Annotated in this window: 11 protein-coding genes; 1 reads left to right on the top strand and 10 read right to left on the bottom strand. The window is 67.5% G+C overall.

All coding sequences use genetic code 11. The features are described from left to right. The first annotated feature begins 10 nt into the window (after window positions 1-10). On the top strand, window positions 11-1,498 hold the full coding sequence (locus tag ABIC25_RS12975; protein WP_354561766.1) for a cryptochrome/photolyase family protein: 1,488 nt from the start codon (window positions 11-13) through the stop codon (window positions 1,496-1,498). A 12-nt stretch (window positions 1,499-1,510) separates the two neighbouring features. Here ABIC25_RS12975 and ABIC25_RS12970 read toward each other — a convergent pair whose 3' ends face one another. The 10 genes from ABIC25_RS12970 to ABIC25_RS12925 form a co-directional block, all read right to left on the bottom strand. Then, complete coding sequence (locus tag ABIC25_RS12970) at window positions 1,511-2,188, bottom strand: TetR/AcrR family transcriptional regulator (protein WP_064571199.1); 678 nt, start codon at window positions 2,186-2,188, stop codon at window positions 1,511-1,513. Between the two features lie 50 nt (window positions 2,189-2,238). Then, window positions 2,239-3,021 (bottom strand): ABC transporter ATP-binding protein, encoded by a 783-nt coding sequence (locus ABIC25_RS12965; RefSeq protein ID WP_239403989.1) that lies wholly within the window; start codon window positions 3,019-3,021, stop codon window positions 2,239-2,241. Beyond that, on the bottom strand, window positions 3,018-3,914 hold the full coding sequence (locus tag ABIC25_RS12960) for an ABC transporter ATP-binding protein (RefSeq protein WP_354561765.1): 897 nt from the start codon (window positions 3,912-3,914) through the stop codon (window positions 3,018-3,020). The genes ABIC25_RS12965 and ABIC25_RS12960 overlap by 4 nt, the downstream gene beginning before the upstream one ends. Next, window positions 3,907-5,910, bottom strand: a complete 2,004-nt coding sequence (locus ABIC25_RS12955; RefSeq protein WP_354561763.1) for an ABC transporter permease — start codon at window positions 5,908-5,910, stop codon at window positions 3,907-3,909. Before ABIC25_RS12955 ends, ABIC25_RS12960 begins: the two co-directional genes overlap by 8 nt. A 138-nt stretch (window positions 5,911-6,048) precedes the next feature. Beyond that, window positions 6,049-7,323, bottom strand: a complete 1,275-nt coding sequence (locus tag ABIC25_RS12950) for an ABC transporter substrate-binding protein (RefSeq protein WP_172622070.1) — start codon at window positions 7,321-7,323, stop codon at window positions 6,049-6,051. Window positions 7,324-7,640: 317 nt separating this feature from the next. Further along, window positions 7,641-8,825, bottom strand: a complete 1,185-nt coding sequence (locus ABIC25_RS12945) for a phosphatase PAP2 family protein (protein ID WP_354562029.1) — start codon at window positions 8,823-8,825, stop codon at window positions 7,641-7,643. Window positions 8,826-8,931: 106 nt separating this feature from the next. Beyond that, window positions 8,932-9,618 (bottom strand): TetR family transcriptional regulator, encoded by a 687-nt coding sequence (locus tag ABIC25_RS12940; protein ID WP_239401235.1) that lies wholly within the window; start codon window positions 9,616-9,618, stop codon window positions 8,932-8,934. Window positions 9,619-9,655: 37 nt separating this feature from the next. Further along, window positions 9,656-11,860, bottom strand: coding sequence for an MMPL family transporter (locus tag ABIC25_RS12935; protein ID WP_354561762.1), 2,205 nt, complete (start codon window positions 11,858-11,860; stop codon window positions 9,656-9,658). A 174-nt stretch (window positions 11,861-12,034) separates the two neighbouring features. Next, window positions 12,035-12,571, bottom strand: a complete 537-nt coding sequence (locus ABIC25_RS12930) for a hypothetical protein (protein ID WP_354561760.1) — start codon at window positions 12,569-12,571, stop codon at window positions 12,035-12,037. A gap of 99 nt (window positions 12,572-12,670) precedes the next feature. Beyond that, on the bottom strand, window positions 12,671-13,846 hold the full coding sequence (locus ABIC25_RS12925; RefSeq protein ID WP_354561758.1) for a DUF418 domain-containing protein: 1,176 nt from the start codon (window positions 13,844-13,846) through the stop codon (window positions 12,671-12,673). Window positions 13,847-13,888: the final 42 nt, after the last annotated feature.

Genomic DNA, 13,888 nt, shown 5'->3' with positions numbered 1-13,888 from the left:
AGGAGAGCCGATGTCCGTTCCGTCCGGCGGTGTGGTCCGGGTGGTGCTCCCGCATCAGTTGTTCGAATCACACCTCGACGCGGAGCCCGGCACCCGCTTCGTTCTCGTCGAACACGATCTCATGTTCCGGCAGTACCGGTTCCACGTACAGAAGCTCGTCCTGCACCGGGCGAGTATGCGCAGGTTCGCCGATCGGTTGCGGGACCGGGGCTTCGACGTCGACATCCTGGAGACCGACGCCCAGCAGTCCAGTCACGACAAACTCGTCGCCCACCTGTCGCGTCGGAAGCCGTCGTCCATCCACCTCTATGACGTCGTCGACGACTGGCTGTCCGGGGATCTGCTGGCGGCCTTCGACCATGCCGGGTGCCCGCTCGCGGCCGACGACATCGCCGAGAGCCCGAACTTCCTGACCACCCGTCGCCAGCTCCGGGAGTTCTTCGGCGGCAGCCGGCCGCGGATGCAGCAGTTCTACACCTGGCAGCGCCGGCGGCTCGGCATCCTCGTCGACGACGACGGCAAGCCGGAGGGCGGCCGGTGGAGCTACGACTCCGAGAACCGGAAGAAGCTGCCGAAGGGCCACGAGGTTCCGCAACCGACACCGCCCGCGCGACATCCGGAGGTCGACGCCGCGATCGCCTGGGTGTCGGATGCGTTCCCCGACAACCCGGGCGACGCGGACGCCTTCGGGTGGCCGACGGCTCACGACGAGGCGCGGGCGATGCTCGAACAGTTCCTCGCCGACCGGTTCGCGGAGTTCGGTCCGTACGAGGATGCGATCAGCGCCGAGCACCCCTTCGTCTTCCATTCGCTGCTGACGCCCGGCCTCAACATCGGGCTGTTGAGTCCGCGCACGGTGCTGACCAGGGCGCTGGAGGTCGGCGCTCGAAACCGCGTCCCGCTGGCCGGCCTCGAGGGTTTCGTGCGGCAGCTGATCGGCTGGCGGGAGTACATGCGGGCCTCGTATGAGATCCGCGGACGTGGCCTCCGCAGCCGGAACCACCTCGGTCACGATCGCCGGCTGCCGGACGGGTGGTGGACCGCGGAGACCGGCCTCGAACCGGTGGATCTCGTGATCCGGCGGGTCCTCGAACACGGGTATGCCCACCACACCGAGAGATTGATGGTCCTCGGCAATGCGATGTGCCTGCTCCGTATCGACCCCGAGGAGATCTACGAGTGGTTCATGGAGATGTTCGTCGACGCCTACGACTGGGTGATGGTCCCGAACGTGTACGCGATGAGTCAGTTCGCGGCGGGCGAGGCGATCACCACCAAGCCCTACGTCTCGGGTAGCAACTACCTGAAGAAGATGTCGGACATCCCGGCCGGGGACTGGACCGAGGACTGGGACGGGCTCTACTGGACGTTCGTGCGCGACCACCGGGACGTCTTCGAGGCCAACGCGCGCTCCAACTTCCTCGCGCGGGCCTACGATCGGCTGCCGTCGGGCACGAAGGCGGCGCACAGCCGCCGGGCGGGACGATGGCTGGGGTGATCGATCCGGTCGTCAGCGCCCGCCGAGTGACTCGTCGAGCGCCCGCAGCTGTTCCGGGCGCACGTCGCGGAGGACGGCGAGGGTCGCGGTGATCGCGAGGTCGCAGGCCTCGTCGACGCCGGCGCCGTCGACGATGAGCGCGCGGTGCGCGACGTCGAGGCTCATGCCCAGCAGGAGCGAGGCGAGGGTGTCCGCACTGGCGGCGATCCGCGCCCCGCGTTCGGCGTAGTTGTCACGCAGGCGTGCGGCGATCCGGGGTTCGAGCGCGGCATAGAGCCGGCGGTCGCTGCCGCCCTCCCGATGACCGATGAGGACGCGCAGGCCTTCCGGGTGGCGTCGGGCGTAGTCGAACAAGGCGAGCACCGAATGGCGGGCACGGGCCCCGTAGGGCATGTTCTCACTCGCGTCGTACACCTCGAACATGAACGAGGTGAAGGTGTCGAGTTCGCGGGTCATCACGCGATTGACCAGCTCGTCGCGGGAGTCGAAGTGCGCGTACAGGGTCACCCGGGTGGTGCCGCCGCGTTCGGCGATGGCGGTCATCGTGGCGCGTTCGGCACCGACCTCGGCGATGACCGCGCACGCGGCGTCGAGCAATTCGTCGTCGGTGGGCCGGTTGCGTGTGTTCCGTGGGGGTCGTGCGGTGTCGGCATCCGTCCGCACCGGATCGTTCTCGTCTCCGACGGCCACGTCGTCCGGTCCCCGTTCGTCTCGTCCTGCGCCTCTGCTCGTCGTGCGGCCTAGGAGGCGAGATCGTCGACGGTGCGGCCGAAGTAGGCCGCCTCGACCATGTCTCGGCGACTGCGGAGTTCGCCTGCGGGCGCCGAGAGTGCGACACGACCGTGGTGGAGCACGATCGCGGCGTCGGCGATGCCGAGCGCCAGGTCGATGTGCTGCTCGACGAGGACGACCGCCATCTGGTGTTCGTCGGCGATCGACCGCAAGCGGGGCAGCAGGTCCTGGACCGCGACCGGGGACAGACCGAGGCTCAGTTCGTCGATGAGCAGCACTCTCGGATTCGCGAGCAGCGCCTTGGCGAGCGCCAGCATCTGCTGTTCGCCACCGGACAGATTGCCGCAGCGCCGCCCCCGCATCGTCTTGAGTTTGGGAAAGTACTGGTAGGCGGTGTCGAGGTCGGGTCCGTTGCGACGTCTGGCGAGACGGAGGTTGTCCGACACCGACAGCCGGTGGAACACCCCGCGCGTGTCGGGTACCAGAGTCACCCCGCGACGCGCATTGCGTTCGATCCGGCGGTCGATCGGATCGCCCAGGGCGGTGACCGTGCCCGACATCAGGCCGAGCGCACCGACCGCGGCGAGGAGGCTCGTCGTCTTGCCGGCCCCGTTCGGGCCGAGCAGAGCCAGGATCTCGCCCGGCCGGACGGACGCGCTGAGACCGCGGACGGCAGGGACCCCGCCGTAGCCGACGGTGATCTGGTCGATCTCCAGCACCGGTGCGGCCGGGTCGGGTGTCGTCGATCCCGGTCCGTTCGGCGTGGACGACGACTCGGCGTGCGTGCTCATGGCGTCTCCTTCGGGGCGTGCCCGGTCGGGCCGATGTCTGACGGTCGTTCGGTGTCGATGCCCCCACCGGACGGGCCGGCCGGCGGAACAGGTGGATCGACGACCGCATCCGGGTCCACCTCGGGGCTGCCGAGGTAGGCCGAGATCACCGCGGGATCGTCCTGGATGGCGGCCGGTGGTCCGCTGGCGATGACACGACCGAAGTCGAGCACGTACAGACGGTCGCAGACGTCGAGCACCAGCGACATGTCGTGGTCGATGAGCAGGATGCCGATGCCGGTCGCGGCGATCCGACGGAGTTCGATGCCGAAGTCGCGGCTCTCGTGGGTGTCGAGCCCGGCGGCCGGTTCGTCGAGCAGGACGAGCTGGGTCCCGCCGACCAGCGCGCGGGCCACGCCCACGAGTTTCTGCTGCCCGAGGGTCAGCTCGCCGGGGAGTTGATCGGCGGCATCGGCCAGGCCGACGAGTTCGAGCGCCGAGGAGATGACGTCGGCCGGGGGTCGGGACCCGTTGACGACGTCGGCGAGCATGGCCCGCAGGCCGACGGGTTGTACTGCCACGGCAAGGTTCTGGGCGACGGTCAGATCGGTGAACAGTTCGCCTGCCTGCCATGTCCGGGCCATACCCGCCCGGCGTCGGCGATGCGGGCTCGCCTTGTCGAGTCGCTCCCCGCGCAGTGACACCGTGCCGGTGGCCTTCGTGAACCCGGTGACCGCGTCGACGAACGTGGTCTTGCCTGCGCCGTTGGGGCCGATCAGCCCGACGATCTCGCCTGCTGCGACCGAGATGTCGATGTCGGAATTGGCGCTGACGCCGCCGTACCGGACCGACAGTCCACCGGTCTCGAGAAGTGTCGGCGCCGTGGCCGGCTTGTCGAGTGTCGACTCAGACATGTGCGCCCTCCGGTGCGTTCTGGGCCGCCCCCGGGGCTTCCGGATGGGGCGGCGGTCGGTGGCGGTGTGCGCGTATCCGCTCGCCGAACTCCGACATCGCACCGGCGACGCCGACCGGGTTCAGCACGGCCATCAGCAGCAGGCTGCCGGCCGCGAAGAGCTCGTAGTACTCACCGAGACTGAGGGTTTGGTTGAGGAACACGTAGCCCACGCCCAGCGGTCCGATGATGCCGGCGAGAACCGCGCCGGCGAACGAGGTGATGCCACCGACGTAGGTCATCGCGAGCAGGGTGAGCCCGATCATGACCGTGAACGAGCCGGCCGACAGCTGGCCCCGGCTGTAACCGATGAGACAGCCACCGATGCCGGCGAGGAACGCCGACAGCGCGAAACCGAGCAACTTGGTCGCGGCCACATTGATCCCGACCGACGACGCCGCGCGCTCGTTGGACCGTACGGCCAGGAAGGCACGGCCGGTGGAGCCACCCATGAAGCGCAGCACCACCAGGGTCGCGATCGCGACGACGATGAGGACCATCAGCGAGAACCGGATCGTGACGAGGTTGGTGCCGTCGCGGACACCGAGGTCGATGCCGAAGATCGTCGGGTCCGCGATGAGGTTGCCCTCGAAGGAGGTGATGGCCGGGTTGTTGAAGACGAAGCTCTGGATCGCCAGTGCTGCCGCCAATGTCACGACGGCGAGCTGGGCGCCTCGGATCCGCAGTGCGGGTACGCCCACCAGTACGCCGAGACCGGTCGCGATCAGCGCCGCGAAGATCATGCTGAACGGAAAGGGCACATCCCAGTTGGTGGTCAGCTTCGAGAGCGCGAAACCGGCCGCACCGGCAAACGCCATGCTGGCCAGCGAGATCTGGCCGAGATAACCGGTGAGCAGCACCAGGGACAGGGCGATGAGGCTGAGGATCACCGAGGTGACGACGCCGAAACGCCAGCTGCCGGAGGTGACCAGGATGGCCGCGACGACGACGGCGATGCAGACGACCGTCGGGATCACCCGGATGCGTGGGATGCGGACCGCGGGCATCCGCACCTCGCCGAGCGAACCGCGGGAGGGGATACGACCGCCGAGGAGGAAGAGGGCGACGACGACGATGATGAACGGGAGGGCGTCGCCGAGGCCGGCCTGCGCCCATTCGGGCCACCAGTCCTTGGTGGTGAGCCAGGTGATCACCGACTGGAAAGCGCCCAGCACGAGGCCTGCGGCGCAGGCGATTCCGAAGGAGGTGAGCCGGCCGACGAGCGCGACTGCCAGCGCCGGGATGACGAAGAAGGTGTAGCTGGTCTCGGTGAGTCCGATCGTGTACGACGCGAGCACGACGATGAGTCCGGTGGCCGCTCCCGTCAATGCCCACACGATGCCCGCGAGGCGGTCGGGGGAGTAGCCCGAGAGTCGCGCCGCCAGTTCGTCTTCGGACCCGGCGCGAGTCGCGACGCCCAGGGTGGTGAGGCGGAAGTAGGCCCAGAGGACGAGGGAGATCACGATGGCGACACCGGCCAGGATCAGATCCGAGACGTTCACGACCGCACCGGCGATGTCGATGGTGTTCTCCGGCAGGATCGCCTCCGCGAAGAGGTTCTCGGTCTCGAAACGTAGATGCACCAGGGCCTGGATGAAGAGCATGAGGCCCACGGAGGCGACCACCTGTGCGAGCACCGGAGCCGAGCGTAGCGGCCGGAAGATGAGCACATGCGCGAGCAGCGCCCAGACCACCGCGCTGAGTACACCGAGCACCAGCGCGAGTTCCATTGACGTGGGCTCGGATTCACTGCCGAGTTGCAGGGTGCCGATTGGCAGGACGAGGCTGCCGTCGGTGCGTAGCGCCGCGACGAGGTAGACCGAGTACAGGCCGATGGCGCCCTGCGCGAAGTTGATGATGCCGGTGGCGGCATAGATGCCCACGAGGGACGACGCGAGCACCGAGTAGATGGCACCGGCGGATAGTCCGAGGAAGACGAACTGGAGGAACTGGCCCATGTGGCGTACTCATTCGTTCGGCGCGGACGGATCTCACGCGCGTGAGGGGTGCGGGATTCGGGGGGTCGAGGCTTCAGGACGGGGGGCAGAGCCGGGTGTGGCGGGGTGGGTGTCCACCCCGCCACGTCACGACCTGTCTCAGTAGGCGCCCGGGATGCGTTGCAGCGCAGCCGGGAGCGGGGTGATGAAACCGCCGGTGGCGGGTTCGGTCTTCTTCTCGGCGACGACGTCGAACAGCAGCATCTCGGTGGTGCAGTTCGGCGTGGTCGGCTTACCGCAGTTGAGCTTCGGGCCGATGAAGGACTGGTAGTCCGTGACTGCCTTCAACGCACCGAGCACGTTGGGTCCGGTGTAATCGGTCACCTTGGCGTTGTTGAGCGTGATCGCGAAGTCGGCGAGGGTCGCGAACGTGCCGTAGGCGTAGAAGCCCCCGGTGCCGCCCTGCTCGTCGATGAACTTCTGGGCGATCTCGAGGTTCGCCTTGGCCGGCTCCGGTGCGGAGTCGATGGCCGGGGGTTGCCAGATCGGTGAGTACGTCTGTGCGCCAACGGCTTGCGCACCCATGGTGTCGATGAAGTCGGTGCAGGCCGCCATGAACATGGTGCCCTCGTAGTTCACCGAGCGCAACGACTGGGCGAGCTTGGTGCACACGTTGTCGTTCTGGGAGGTCATCAGACCGGCCGCGGCGGGATTGCCCTCGGCCAGGGTGGTGGCCAACGAGGTGAAATTCGGGCCGGTCGGCGGGTAGTAGACCGACTTGACGTCGATGCCGAGCTGGGCGCCGAGCGGCTTCATCAAGCCGTCGAACACCTGATGTGCTTGTGGGAGGTCGGCATTCGCCAGCGTCAGCGAGTTCTTGTTCGCGGCCTTGAGCTGCTGCATGAAGCCGACGAGGAAGGCGGCGGGTGGCGGACCGAAGTACACGCGGTTCTCCGCCGAGGCGCCGGTGGAGGTGTTGAACGGGATCTGACCGACCAGTGGGATGCCGGCCGAGGTGAGAATGGGTACAGCGGAGGCGGATTCGGCGTTGTACCCGTCGATGGCGGCGACCACGCCTGCCTCGACGAACTGGTTGGCGCACGACACCGTCGATTCCGGTGCGGTCTGGTCGATCCCGCAGTCGACGATCTCGACGGGCCGGCCGCCGATGCCGCCGATCTGGTTGTTGATGTAGTCCAGGGCGGCGTCCTTGCCGGTGGTCACGCCACCCTGGGTGGCGGGTCCCTTGGTGGGGTTGAACAACCCCACCTTGATCGTCTCGCCCGACGCCTTGGTGCCACTGGCATCCGCGGCTGAGCCGTCCGACGATCCGCCGTCGTCGCTGCTGCACGACACGACCGAGAAGATGCACGCCGCGGCGACGGCCACTGCCGCCAACCGTCCGGCTCTCCTGCGTGAATTCGACCAACGCATGTTTCGACTGCCTTTCCCGATGATCTCCGGGCACGACGGAACCGCCCCGGAAAGGGGCATGGCGACATCGCCCCGGCGGGGCTTAGAAGGAATGAGTTCATCGACCCAGCGCTGTATCTGGGTCCGCGATTCCGGCACCGTCCGCGCAGGTCACGGCGGTGAGTCCACGTCGGATGTGATGTGGGCCACTCGAAAAGTAGCCACATCCTTACTTCGGTGTCAAGCTGTTGACGCAAACTGGACACACTCTGGATCAGATGGTGACGACACTGCCCGTCGCGATGAGTTCGCAACGGGCAGTGGGACAAACGATTAGGTTACCGCCGGGTCGGCGGGTCCTGGCGAACGGTCACGCGGCCGTCGGGGCCGACGCTGACGTCGGCGGTGTAAGCCCGCACGAGGTCGAGGCGCTGCCAGGAGGAGCGTCCGGGGCGCTGATCGTCGAGCGGATATCCGGCGGGGGCCGAGGTCTGGGCCAGTACCTGGCGTCGCTGCTCGTCGGTGAGCCGCGGATACGCCGAGGCGATCAGGTCGACGGCTTGCGGCGGCACCGTCATCGGGTGGGTCGACGATGCGACGCGACCGAACCCGTAGGTCATGCGTTGCGCGTAGATCGCCTGGGCTTCGGCGTCGGTGGCATAGGGCGTATCACGCGCGATGCACACCGAGAGGGCTGCGCCGCAGCGCCATTCGAGTTCCTTGCGGATCTCGGTGGCGGACGCGGTCAGGAGCCGCCGGAACTCGGGGTCGTTCCAGCGGTCGGCGGCGGCGGCCTGGCCGACCATCGCACCACCGATCACGTCGAGCGGGTAGTGCACACCCAGCACGATGCGGTGGAATCCGCCCTCGGAGGCGCGGGCGAGGAACTGCGGCGCGAGCTCGGGCAGCATCGAGGCGAACAACGTGCCCCGCCAGAAGAACAGGCTGGTGTGACCGGAGGGGAACGACGGATTGCTGCCCAGCGCGTCGTACTCGCTCGCGCCGGCGCGCATGTACTTGCGGATCCGCTCCGGCGCCACGATGAACGGCCGCTCGTAGCCGAACACGTACTTCTCGACGAGCGTCGCGTTCGCGAGTCCGCCCGCGCGGGCGAGGTAGTCGCTGAACAGAGCTGTGGTCTTCGGTAGCCGGCCGGCGGCGAGGGCGTCGCGGAAGTGGCGTCCGAGGCGGGCGCCGAAGGCGTCGGACATCGTCTGGAGCGGATCGTCATGGGCATCGGCGAGCGCGCGACGCTGCAGGCCCGGGTTGTCGACCGCGGACTGGTTGATCGCGACCGCGGTCTCGAGATTGCGGGTCATCACCTCGGGGTGGTCCCGCCGCAACGCGGTGAAGGTCTCGACGGGCTGGAGGTAGACGCCGCCCGGATACGACGAGATGTCCGACGCATACAGCCGTGCGATGTCGGTGACCGGGAACGGGGTCGGCGTCGGTCGGGCGGGCGCGGCCTGGGCCGGCGCCGCGAGCGAGACGGTGGCCGCGAGTGCCGCTGCGGTACCGACCAGAGACGTGGCCAACCGTGACCGGCGGGACCTCTCCCCTGCTGCGGAGCCGAGTCGACGGCCGGTCGTTCCAGGTCGGGCGGCGCTGTCCGAGATCACGGTCCAGATCCTAGTCGGAATGTTCGCCGGGCGAACGGTCAGACGGGTCCGTCGACCCGACCGGCAACCCCTGCTCGAGCAGGTCGATGGCGCGCAGGGTGGTCTCGAGCTGTGGCACCTCGCGGTTGTCGTCGAGTTCGGTGGCGAGATGAAAGGTCACCCCGGCCACGGCGTCGAGGAAGACCTTCAACCGGAAGTCGTCGGGTGCGACCCCGAGGTAGTCGGCGATCAGCTGCGTCATGTCGGAGATCATCCGTTCGGCCTCGACCTGAAAGGTCTTCTGCAGCAACGGTTCGGTGCGGATGAGCTGCATGCGTAGGGGATTGCCCACCCAGGGGTCGTCGACGGTGAGGCGGTGCAGTTCGGTCATCAGTCGCCGGATGAGGTCGAAGTGGCTGAGCCCGGGCGGCATCGCTTCGACGATCGCGTGCGCCTCGGCGTGCAGATGCTCGTCACCGATGACCACCTGTTCCTTCGACGGGAAATAGCGGAAGAACGTCGTGTGCGACACCCCGGCCGCCTCGGCGATCTGCTCGACGGTCGTCTTCGCATATCCCTGCTCGGCGATCAGCGTGATCGCGGCCTGCCGGATCGCGTTGCGGGTGCGCATTTTGTTCTTCTCGCGCAGGCCGATCCGACGCCCCGGGATCGGTCCCGGGGCGTCGGAGGTGGCGTGCACCGTCAGGCGGTCGCCCATGTGTGCTCACTCTTCATCAAAAGGGTTGTGCAGCTGCTCAGTTCGCGGGGACCGGGGTCTTGGTGTCGTCCGGTTCCTCGAGCCCGCGGTGGCGGACGGCTTCGCCTTCGATGTCGAAGTTGATGACGAAACGGTCGAGCCAGCGCGGCAGTCCCCATGCGCGGTCACCGAGAAGTGCGATGACCGCGGGTACGACCAGCATGCGAATCACGAAGGCGTCGAAGAACACTGCTGCGGCCAAGGCGAAACCCATCATCTTGGCGGTCGTCTCCGGGGAGAGCATGAATGCGGCGAAGACGCTGATCATGATGATCGCCGCCGAGGTCACCACTCGTGCGCCGTGCCGGTAACCGGCCACGATCGCCTCCTTGGCCGACAAGCCGTGCATGAACTCCTCACGCATTCGTGTCACCAGGAACACCTGATAGTCCATCGCGAGCCCGAACACCACACCGATGAGGAAGATCGGCAGGAAGGAGATGATCGGCTGCGTGTGGGTGATCAGTCCCAGCCAGCCCTCCTGGAAGATCGCCACGGTGACGCCGAAGGTCGCCAGGACCGAGAAGACGAATCCGAGGGTGCCGATGAGTGGGACCCAGAGCGACCGGAAGACGCCGATCATGATCAGGAAGGCGAGACCGACGACCACGACCAGGTACGGGATGAGTGCATCGTCGAGCTTCTGGGAGAGATCGGACATGATGGCTGTCTGACCGCCGACATGCAGTTCGGCGCCACGATTCTCGACCGTCGGTGCGAAGGCGCGGATCTGCTCCATCAGGTCGTGTGTGGCGGCTGACGACGGCGCGCTCTCCGGAGTGACCATGATGAGCGCGGTGTCGCCGGCCCGATTGCCCGTCCAGGTGAGCCCCTCGGGGTTGGCGACATCACCCAGTGTCGCGATGTGCCGGACGGTGTCCTCGGCCGCGGCGTTGATCGCGCCGTCCTCGTCGTGCACGACGACGAGCAAGGGGCCGTTGATGCCCTCACCGAACCCTCGGCTCAGCAGTTCCTGCGCGGGTGCCTCGGCTTCGCTGGACAGCGACAGACCGAGCTCCAGCTTGGTGGCCGGGATGGCCGCGCCCGCGAGCGCCAGCAGGCCGATCACGATGAACGGGATGGGCCACTTGACGACAGTGCGCCCGACCTTGACACCCAGGGTGTCGTCCTCGGATTCCACTTCGTGCTTGATCCAGGGGATTCGAGGTAGGAAGGCGAACCGCCCGAACGCACCGAGAATGGCCGGAATGAGGGTGAGAGCAGCCAGAACCGCGATGAACACGGCGACGCCGGCGCCCGCGCCCATCTGGGTGATGATCGGGATGCCGATCACCATGAGGGCCACCACCGCGACGATCACGGTCAGGCCGGCGAACACCACCGCCGACCCGGCGGTGCCGACGGCTCGGCCGATGGCATCTGACGGCGCGCCGCCGCGGAGGAGTTCCGCGCGGTACCGGGACACGATGAACAGGGCGTAGTCGATGGAGACGGCGATGCCGAGCATCGTGACGATGGCGGTGGCGGACTCGTTGATCGACAGCGCCTCGGCCGACAGCGTGAGCAGCAGGATGGTGATGCCGACACTGACGATGGCGGTGACGAGAGGTATGAAGGCGGCGATGAGAGCTCCGAACGCCACGATCATCACGACGAAGGCGACGGCGAAACCGAGCAGTTCGGCCGTGCCGCCTGCTTCCATCACCTGCATCAGCGACCCGGTTGCCGCCACCTGGAGGCCGTCGACGGAGAACTCGTCCACGATCGAGACCAGTTCGTCCTTGTTCTCGACGGTCAGGTCGAGGATCGGGATGTCCTGGCGAACCTGGATGAGGCCGACGCGACCGTTGTCGCCGACGACCTGCGCAGCCAGTGCTGGATCAGCGGCCGCAACGGTCAGCGGGTTGACGACGGTCTGCGGCTCGATCACGTCGGGGAGTCCGCGGAGGGCCGCGGCGAGTTCGTTCAGCTGCGCGGTGTGGTTCTGCAGCCCGTCCTCGGCGGCGACGAGGATGCTCGTGGACGCCTGTTCCTGCTGGGCCATGACCTGCGGGAAGTATTGCTCCACCTGTTCGGTGGCAATTCCCGAGTCGGTGCCGGGGAGGCTGAAGTCCTGCGCGAACTTGGGCTGGAGTGCGCCGACCAGGCCGGCGACCGCGATGAGCGCGGCCAGCCAGGCTGCGATCACCGACCATTTGTGGCGGAAGCAGAAGCTCCCGAGCTTGAACAGAAACGACGCCATGGCGTGGGAACCTTCCGGTCTTCGTGGAACCGGCCCCCGACGGGCGCGGCGAGTGATCAACAAAATGGTAGCCACTCACACTCGGTACTGAGTACCACTTTTCTGAAGAGCTCGGTCACACTTCCATGTCGACGTGAGCCAGGTCGCACGTCACGCGCATGTCGAAGGGACTCGTCAGCGAGCGTTCGGTGGGGTCTGGTCTCCGCGGGGGTCTGCGCCGGGGCGGTGGCGCGGATCGATCGGGTTGTTCGACGGCTGGCCGGAGTGACGACCTGCGCTGGTCGAGTCGTCCCGTGCGTCGGAATTCCGTCCGTAGGTGTTCGGTCCGTCAGTGTTCCGTCCGTCGGCGTTCCGTCCGTCGGCGTTTCGTCGAACGTCCGGGTCGAGTCGGTCCGCGCGAGCGAACTCGCTCTCGACCTCCTGCCGCGACTCCGCGGCATGCCCCTGGTGGTGGCGCGCCTGCTCTTGGAGGCGCTTGGCTTCGGCTGCTTTCGCATCCGCCTCGGCCTTGGCCTGGCGGGCCCGGGCGTCGGCCTCCTCGGCGACGGCCTCACGATGGCGAACCGACGAGACCTGCTGGGCGGCGTTCTGCCTGATCTCCTCGGCCTGTACCCGGCGGCGCGCCTTCTGCTGACGTATCAGCAACAGCACGAGCGCAAGGATGATGATCACGACGACGACGGCGATGATGATCCAGATGGCGGTGTCCACGACTCACTCCTCGATCGGACGATGGTGCACATCGGGTACCCCGTGGTGCGGATGCCTAACCCACCTCGGATGGTGGTCCGACCTGCGGGGGAGGGCCCGTCACCGCGGTGCGTCGACGCTCGGCTGTGCGACCCGCCGGTCGGTGGAACCGGTGATGCGGTCATAGCCGCGGTGCCACAACCATTCGAGGGGACCTCGCTCGAATCGGCTGAGCCAGACGCGGGAGAACAGCATGAGCATCGCGGCGATCGCGAGGTAGAGGGCGACGGTGGCCGGGACCAGCGTCGTGCCGTCGAGGTGCTGCGCGAGGCCCACTCCCCAGCCATAACAGACCGCACCCGCGATCGCGTTCTGGAGAACGTAGCAGGACAACGCCATTCGTCCGACAGGTGTCAACGCACGGCCGAACCGCCCGGGCGCGTGACCGTCGGCGTAGTACCCGGCCACCCAGGCGAGCAGCCCCAGTGCGACGACCGGCGCCAGCCCGTACCGTCCGACGACGAGTCCGGCGTCGCCACCGGCAAGCCCGACGGCGAGGTCGAGGGGAAGCGCGACCCCCAGCCCGGCGGCCATCAGGCGTCGCCGGAGCCGGGCGCCGTGCGGTTCCAGGACGCCGGCGCGTAGCAGGGCGGCGCCGACGAGGAACAGCGCGATCGACATCGGCAGGATGAAGACGACCTCGGCACGGAACATCAGCAGATTCTCGGCGCGGAAGGCGATGAGGTCGACGAAACTGCCGTCCGCATAGGGATTCGGGGACAGTTCGGTGCGGGCGCCCGACCCGGCCGGGGCGGCGAGGAGGGCCCACGTCACCAGGCCCAGCAGGGCGACATGTGTCGAGGCCGCGACCGCGATGGCGACGTACTGGCGCCGGAGGCGCATCGACAACAGGTAGGCGACGATGAGTCCGGTGACCGCGTATCCCATGAGGACGTCGAACTCGGTGAACAGGAAGTAGTTGATCACGCCGTCGACGAACAGCAAGGCGGCTCGCCAGTAGTAGCTACCGGGCCAGGGTCGGCCTCGTCGAACGGCCGACCGCTGCTGGATGGCCAGTCCGATTCCGAACATGATCGTCAGCAGGCCCAAGAACTTTCCCTGGGCGAGTTGCTGCAGGAGGTCCTCGACCATCGACCAGGAGCCGGTCGCGTGATTCGCGCCCTGGATGTATCCCACCAACCCCTCTGGGTTGGTGAAGATCCAGATGTTGGTGGCGAGGGTGCCCAGGATCGCGATGCCGCGCAGGACGTCGAGTGCCGCGTGTCGGGTCGCCATCGTGTCTCCGTTCTTTGTTGACACAACCGTGCTATCAAAACT

Origin of the sequence: Gordonia sp. PvP123 (assembly GCF_040547295.1) — a bacterium.
In the GTDB taxonomy this organism is placed as follows: Bacteria; Actinomycetota; Actinomycetes; order Mycobacteriales; family Mycobacteriaceae; genus Gordonia; species Gordonia terrae.
Note: the sequence above shows the minus strand (reverse complement) of the source record. Positions and strands in the feature narration are given on the sequence as shown.

What these genes read in the sequence shown, in the direction of transcription:
- ABIC25_RS12975 (WP_354561766.1), top strand. Translation starts at nt 11, where the DNA reads ATGTCCGTTCCGTCCGGCGGTGTGGTCCGGGTGGTGCTCCCGCATCAG.
- ABIC25_RS12965 (WP_239403989.1), bottom strand. Translation starts at nt 3,021, where the DNA reads ATGAGCACGCACGCCGAGTCGTCGTCCACGCCGAACGGACCGGGATCG.
- ABIC25_RS12925 (WP_354561758.1), bottom strand. Translation starts at nt 13,846, where the DNA reads ATGGCGACCCGACACGCGGCACTCGACGTCCTGCGCGGCATCGCGATC.
- ABIC25_RS12940 (WP_239401235.1), bottom strand. Translation starts at nt 9,618, where the DNA reads ATGGGCGACCGCCTGACGGTGCACGCCACCTCCGACGCCCCGGGACCG.
- ABIC25_RS12960 (WP_354561765.1), bottom strand. Translation starts at nt 3,914, where the DNA reads ATGTCTGAGTCGACACTCGACAAGCCGGCCACGGCGCCGACACTTCTC.
- ABIC25_RS12955 (WP_354561763.1), bottom strand. Translation starts at nt 5,910, where the DNA reads ATGGGCCAGTTCCTCCAGTTCGTCTTCCTCGGACTATCCGCCGGTGCC.
- ABIC25_RS12935 (WP_354561762.1), bottom strand. Translation starts at nt 11,860, where the DNA reads ATGGCGTCGTTTCTGTTCAAGCTCGGGAGCTTCTGCTTCCGCCACAAA.
- ABIC25_RS12950 (WP_172622070.1), bottom strand. Translation starts at nt 7,323, where the DNA reads ATGCGTTGGTCGAATTCACGCAGGAGAGCCGGACGGTTGGCGGCAGTG.